This window comes from uncultured Mailhella sp. (assembly GCF_944324575.1).
Classification (GTDB): domain Bacteria; phylum Desulfobacterota; class Desulfovibrionia; order Desulfovibrionales; family Desulfovibrionaceae; genus Mailhella.
This window is the reverse complement of sequence record NZ_CALUWV010000123.1, coordinates 1-5,710: the sequence shown is the minus strand read 5'-3', so window position 1 is coordinate 5,710 and position 5,710 is coordinate 1. Positions and strand designations below refer to the sequence as shown.

General features: G+C 64.2%; 7 protein-coding genes. All 7 read right to left on the bottom strand.

All coding sequences use genetic code 11. The features are described 5' to 3' along the window. Positions 1-329: ATP-binding cassette domain-containing protein (locus Q0J81_RS10275; RefSeq protein WP_294447656.1), on the bottom strand; the 329-nt coding region annotated here is incomplete at its 3' end. Between the two features lie 118 nt (positions 330-447). After that, positions 448-1,356 (bottom strand): tRNA (adenine-N1)-methyltransferase, encoded by a 909-nt coding sequence (locus Q0J81_RS10270; RefSeq protein ID WP_294447655.1) that lies wholly within the window; start codon positions 1,354-1,356, stop codon positions 448-450. Positions 1,357-1,369: 13 nt separating this feature from the next. Next, on the bottom strand, positions 1,370-1,840 hold the full coding sequence (locus tag Q0J81_RS10265) for a hypothetical protein (RefSeq protein ID WP_294447654.1): 471 nt from the start codon (positions 1,838-1,840) through the stop codon (positions 1,370-1,372). Between the two features lie 4 nt (positions 1,841-1,844). Further along, positions 1,845-3,608, bottom strand: a complete 1,764-nt coding sequence (locus Q0J81_RS10260; RefSeq protein WP_294447653.1) for a DEAD/DEAH box helicase — start codon at positions 3,606-3,608, stop codon at positions 1,845-1,847. Between the two features lie 254 nt (positions 3,609-3,862). Next, a complete protein-coding gene (ybgF, locus tag Q0J81_RS10255) occupies positions 3,863-4,708 on the bottom strand; it encodes a tol-pal system protein YbgF (RefSeq protein ID WP_294447652.1) in 846 nt (281 codons plus the stop codon). A gap of 118 nt (positions 4,709-4,826) precedes the next feature. Continuing rightward, entirely contained in the window at positions 4,827-5,363 is a 537-nt protein-coding gene (locus Q0J81_RS10250) for a hypothetical protein (RefSeq protein WP_294447651.1), read from the bottom strand. Between the two features lie 2 nt (positions 5,364-5,365). Beyond that, the coding region (gene lspA / locus Q0J81_RS10245; protein ID WP_294447650.1) for a signal peptidase II at positions 5,366-5,710 on the bottom strand (345 nt) is incomplete at its 5' end.

Here is a 5,710-nt window from a genome sequence, read left to right as displayed (position 1 = left end):
TCGTCGCCCGCGCTCTGCGCCTTTTCCCATTCCTGCCAGAAGTCGCCCCAGTCGGGAAGCGCGGCCTGCACCCACTCCAGAAGCGGCACGTCCAGCGTCTTTTCATCCAGCATCTGTTCCACATAGCCCACGCGGCAGCCGTGCGGAATGATCACGCGGCCTCCGTCGGGCGCAGTCACCCCGGCCATCATGCGCAGCAGGGTGGACTTGCCCGTACCGTTGGGGCCGCACACGCAAAGGCGCATGCCGTCCACGATGTCCAGCGAAAAATCATGGAAAATGTCGCGTCCGCCGTAGGACTTGGAAAGATTCTGAATGGTGATGTTCATGACGATATCCGGGGAAGACCCCGCGTTGCGGTGACAAAAGACAGAACCGGCCCGGCGGACGGGCCGCAGGAAACAAAGAACGGCCGGGAAAGCCCGGCCGCCGGGAACAGCTTCCCTGCTAGAATTCGTAATCCACGGCGTCGGGATCTTCGCCGCGGGCGGCGGCAAGACGGGCCTGCCGTGCGGCCTCCTGCTTGCGCTCGCGGGTGCCGAGCGGAATGCGCGCGTCCCAGTCGGCGCTGCGCTCCTGAATCCGCGTGAACACGAGAAACGCGGTGTGGGCGCTCATGCGGTCGGCAGGACGCAGGCGTCCGGGCACGACCTTCCACGGACGAACGAGTATCTCGCACACTTCCGTTTCTTCAAAGGGGCCGATTTCAAGCGCCTTGATGAGCTCCGACACCTGCTCGATGGTGGGCAGCAGGAAGGCTATGGGCGCGCCGGGCACAAGGGCCTCGCGCGCGGCGTCGAGATACTCCCACGGGGTGCGCACGTCGAGAAAGAGCGCGTCGCCCTTCTGCCCGTTCAGAACGTCGGGGTCATCCACGCCGAAGCCATCGGCAATGTCGCGCAGATGAAAGGTGACGTTGTCGCCCACGCCCGCCCATGCCACGTTGCGCCTGGCGAGCTTGTGGAACTCCTCGCGCGCCTCGAAGCTGTGCACGTGGCCGTTCGGACCGGAGAACCACGAAAGCGCCAGCGTGAAGCCGCCGGAGCCGGAACCGGCTTCGAGTATGGTGCGGCCGTTGCCCACGCCGAGCTTGAAGCAGATGAGTCCCATGTCCTTGGGATACATGATCTGCGTCTGTCTCTTGATGCCCATGACCAGGTCGTAGAGCTGGGGCTTTTCCAGGCGGAACGGCACGCCCATGGCGGTGCGCACTTCCGAGCCGAAATCGGCGGCCACAACGTCGGCCGCGCGCATGACGCCGTCCTGCGTGTGCAGGTCGTGTCCTTCCTCCATGCGGTAGATGTGACGCTTGCCGCGCGGAGAAGCCAGAATGACGAGATCGCCGTACTGAGGCATAGAGTGATTCCTGTTACATGAGGTGGTTGAAGAAATAATCGTACATGCGGCGCAGAAAAAGCGCCATGCCCATAAGAGCGGCCTGATCAGGCTCCTTGCCTGCGCGCGCGAACACGTCCCGTGCCGTGGGGGTGAAGTCGTCCTCGCCGCGCCTCGGCAGATGCCCGCCCACGTCGCGTACGAGCACCATGAAGGCGTCGGCGTCCTTCACCTTAGGCCACAGCGTTGCCAGATAGGCTTCGTAGGCCTCGTCGCAGCGATCGGGCACGGCCTTTTTCAGCGCAAGACGCCACACGCAGATGCAAAGCGCCGTAAACACGGGACGCATGGCGCGTTTCGCGGAAAAGGCCATGCGCCCGATGCCGAGCATTTTCAAAAAGGCGGCGAAATCCGCTTCGGCAAGCAGCGCCTCAAAGGTGCCGACAAGCGCCTCGGGACTGGAGTTTGCCGCCTGCGGATCGACCACCGTGCCGGAAACTCGCACGGTTCTACTCCGCGTCTCCCGCCTGAGAAGACGGTTCCGCACTGATTTGTGCACCGGACTGCGCCTCCGCTGCCGGGCGGGAACGACGGCGGGAACGACGGCGCGGACGACGGGAACGACCCTCGCCTGCGGAAGCCTCTTCCCCGGCACGTTCCACGGCCTGAGCCTCGGCGGGCACGGTCTCGCCGGCGCTCTCCTGCGCGGTCACGGTCTCTGTCCCGGCAGACGCCTCGCCTTCGCCCTCAGCGCCGCGGCCTCTGCCGCGTCTGCGCTTCTTCTGGCGGGGCTTCTCCTCGCCTCCGGCTTCCGCGCCTTCGGCCCTGTCGCGGCCCTTGCCGCGCCGGTTTGCGGAACGGCCGGACTCAGTGGCCGTGCGGGGACGGGGGAGCGACTGTTCCATGCCGAGGCTGCGCTGATAGTCCGCGTCCATGAGAAGCGCGAGCAGAAGCAGCTGATCCTCGTCGTCGCTTCCGGCAAGCTCCTTCACGAGCGGCAGATACCGGCGCACGCGCTCAAGCTGCAATCCCGTGCAGGCTCTGCGGCGGGCGTCGAGCAGCGCGGTCTCACGCTGTCCCACGGCCACGGCCACGTCCTCATCCGTGGGATTGGCGAGCGGCGCAACGTCGATGCGGTAGAAGGAGGCGATGCGCATGAGCTCCATTTTCTCCATGATGTCCACAAGAGAAATGACCGTGCCCGCCGCTCCGGCGCGGCCCGTGCGGCCCGCGCGGTGAATGTAGGACTCGCGGTCTTCCGGCGGCTCGTAGAGAAACACGTGGGAGAGCGCGGGAATGTCTATGCCGCGGGCGGCCACGTCGGTGGCCACGAGAAGACGGACCCTGCCCTCGCGCAGGCGGTTCAGCACGTCTTCGCGCCTGCTCTGGGAAAGGTCGGCGGAAAGCTCGTCGGCGTTGTAGCCGAAGCCCTTGAGCACGGCGGTGACGTAGTGCACGTTGGACTTGGTATTGCAGAAAATGATGGCCGAGGTGGGATTCTCGGTTTCCATGAGACGCACCAGGGTGCGGTCCTTGTCCATGCGTCCGCATTCCACGAAGAAATGCTGAATGGTGGCCACGTGCACGTGTCCCTGCGAGAGGCTGAGCATCTCGGGCTCGCGCAGAAATTCCCCGGCGAGATTCAGAACGTGCTGGGGATAGGTGGCGGAAAAGAGCGCGGCAAGCATGGGATGCGAGGGCAGATAGCGCTGAATCTCCTTCATGTCGGGATAGAAGCCGATGGAGAGCATTCTGTCCGCCTCGTCGAAGACGAGGACGCGCAGAGCGTCGAGAGAAAGGGTACGGCGCAGAAGATGGTCAAGCACGCGGCCGGGCGTGCCCACGATGACCTGCACGCCTTCGCGCAGTGCCTCGAGCTGACGGCCGTAGCCCACGCCGCCGTACAGGGCGGTCACGGCAAGGCCCGTGCCTTCAAAAAGAAGATGCGCCTCGTGCTCCACCTGACTGGCGAGCTCGCGCGTAGGCGCAAGAATGAGGGCCTGCGGCTTCTTTTCCGCAGGATCGAGCAGGGAGAGGAGCGGCAGCAGATACGCGCCGGTCTTGCCGCTGCCCGTGCGGGACTGCACCATGAGGTCGCGTCCGGCCATGAGATAGGGCAGCGCGTGCGTCTGCACGGGCATGAGGCGCGTCCAGCCTGCGCGCGCGCAGGCCTGCTGCATGACCTCGGGCAGCTCTTCCAGCGCGCAGGGCGGCAGAGAATGTTCAGGAGCCGTGATCTGAAGCTCCTCGTCGTTCGTTATGGTATCCGACATTGGCGAATCCTGATAAAAGAATGAAGTATATGACTTTCTTGTGAAAACGGAATATTATAGCCGATTCTTCCCCGGTTGCCAAGTAAGCGACGGACAGGCCCGTAAACGCAGGGAGCCCGACGCCGAAAGGGCGACGGGCTCAACATCATCCTTCTTCCGCTGCCGGAAGAACGAAATGGCGAACGCTCCGACCGGGATCATCCTGCCGGACGAGAAAAAGCGGCCGGAAGCCGATGCCTCAGGCCGCGGAAACACTACAGCTTGTTCTGAGAGATGACCTGCTTGGCGCGGGTGGCCTCGGGAGCCTTGGGGAACTTGCGGGTAAGCTCGGTGAGGCGCTGCTTGGCCGCAGCCTTCTTGTTGAGCTGAAGGAAGGCCATGCCCTGCTTCAGGTAGGAGGCAGGAGCCTTCACGCTGTTGGGATAGCCGGAAATCACGTTTTCATAGGCCAGCGCGGCTTCGGCGTAGTTCTTCATCTGATACTGGCACTCGCCCTGCCAGAACCACGCGTTGGAAACCAGCTTGTTCTTGGGGTAGGTCTTGGTGAAGTCGCTGAAGGAACGCAGCGCAGCCTGATAGTTGCGGGAGTTGAACGACTTCATGCCGTTGTCGTACAAAGCCTGCGCCATGTCCACGCCCGCCGCAGGCTGCGCGGCGGGCGCAGCCAGGGCCGCGGGAGCGGCGGCGACGGAAGGCGCAACGGTCTGCGCGCCGGGAAGGGCCGAAGCGTCGGCGCCGGGAATGCCGGGCTGGGCGTTCGGGTCGCCGCCGAGCTGCAGATCCAGCGCCATCTGGCTTTCCAGAAGATGCAGGGCGCGATCGTGCGCGGCCAGCGTGTCGGCCATCTTCTGCGCGCCGCCCGCGCGCTGAAGGGCGTAGTTCAGCGTATCGAGCTGACCGCGCAGTTCCGACAGCTCCTGACGCATTTCCATGAGCTGCGACCAGCTGTCGGCCTGATTGGTCTGGCTGCTGCTCACCTGACGGTTGATCTGATTGACCTGGGCCTGAAGGGCGTTATGCTCGCTGCTCGTCACGCACGCCGTCAGCATCAGAGGCAGGGACAACAGGGCGAGATTCCGGCCCCATTTCATAAGTTCCATGACCTTTTCTCCTGATTGATGAGGACGCGGGCCCTGCCCGCCCCCGTTGCATGAAAGCTCCGCTCCGACCGGGGACATTTCCCTGAAAGGCGCTCGGCCCGGGGCTTCAGTCAAAAATTCACGCCTGCGGCTTCCGAACGTCGTCGGGACAGCCGAAGGACCATTCATCGCCCGCCGCGTGCTTTTTCGCAGCGGACTGTTCCCCTTCCTCACGGGGAAGGACGTCGGCAGAAGACGCGTTTTCCGTCTCCCGCGTCGCGTCTGCCGGGGAAGACTCGGCTTTTCCGCCCGCTTCCGGCAGCGTCGCAGCCGAAGAAACGACCTCGCGAGCCGCTTCATGCTGAAGCAAGGCGGCATCGTCGCCCGAACCTGCGGCAGCGTCGGCCGCGTTCGCCTTTTCCCCGGCAGCCCGGGCCCGTTCGGCCTCAATTCTCGTGCGAATGTCCACCTTTTCCCTGCTGGCGTGCTTTCTGCCCACGAAATAGTAGGCCACGCCCGCAAGACAGGGCACGAACACACAGGCCATCATCCAGCGGTACTTTTCCTTCGTGGTGGGAAAGTCGTGGTACATGGCGTGCTTTAAGGCCCACATGTTGGGCAGCGCCGGAATGATGAGCATGAGCAGCTGTTCGCTGCTGAGGTCGGAAATGAGCACGGTTATTTTCCCCCGTCGTCTTCACGTTCCTGCCGGAGAAGGGCAATCCCCGCAAGAAGAACCCCGAGGCATATGGCAATGTCCGCCACGTTGAAGGCAGGCCAGTGCCACGCGCCCCAGTACACGTCCAGAAAGTCGGTCACGGCGCGGAAACGCACCCGGTCGATGAGGTTGCCCGCCGCGCCGCCGAGAATGCTCCCCAGGCCGATGAACAGCGTGCGGCTGTAGGGGGACGTGCGCACGATGTGCACGATGACCCCGGCAACGAGCAGCGCGGCCGCAAGAAACAGCCAGAACTGCCAGTCCGTCTCCTCGCTGTTCAGAAAGCCGAAGGCGGCGCCGCGATT

Excerpts from the sequence above, each read along its gene's own strand:
- Q0J81_RS10270 (WP_294447655.1), bottom strand. The coding sequence starts at position 1,356 with ATGCCTCAGTACGGCGATCTCGTCATTCTGGCTTCTCCGCGCGGCAAG.
- Q0J81_RS10260 (WP_294447653.1), bottom strand. The coding sequence starts at position 3,608 with ATGTCGGATACCATAACGAACGACGAGGAGCTTCAGATCACGGCTCCT.
- ybgF (WP_294447652.1), bottom strand. The coding sequence starts at position 4,708 with ATGGAACTTATGAAATGGGGCCGGAATCTCGCCCTGTTGTCCCTGCCT.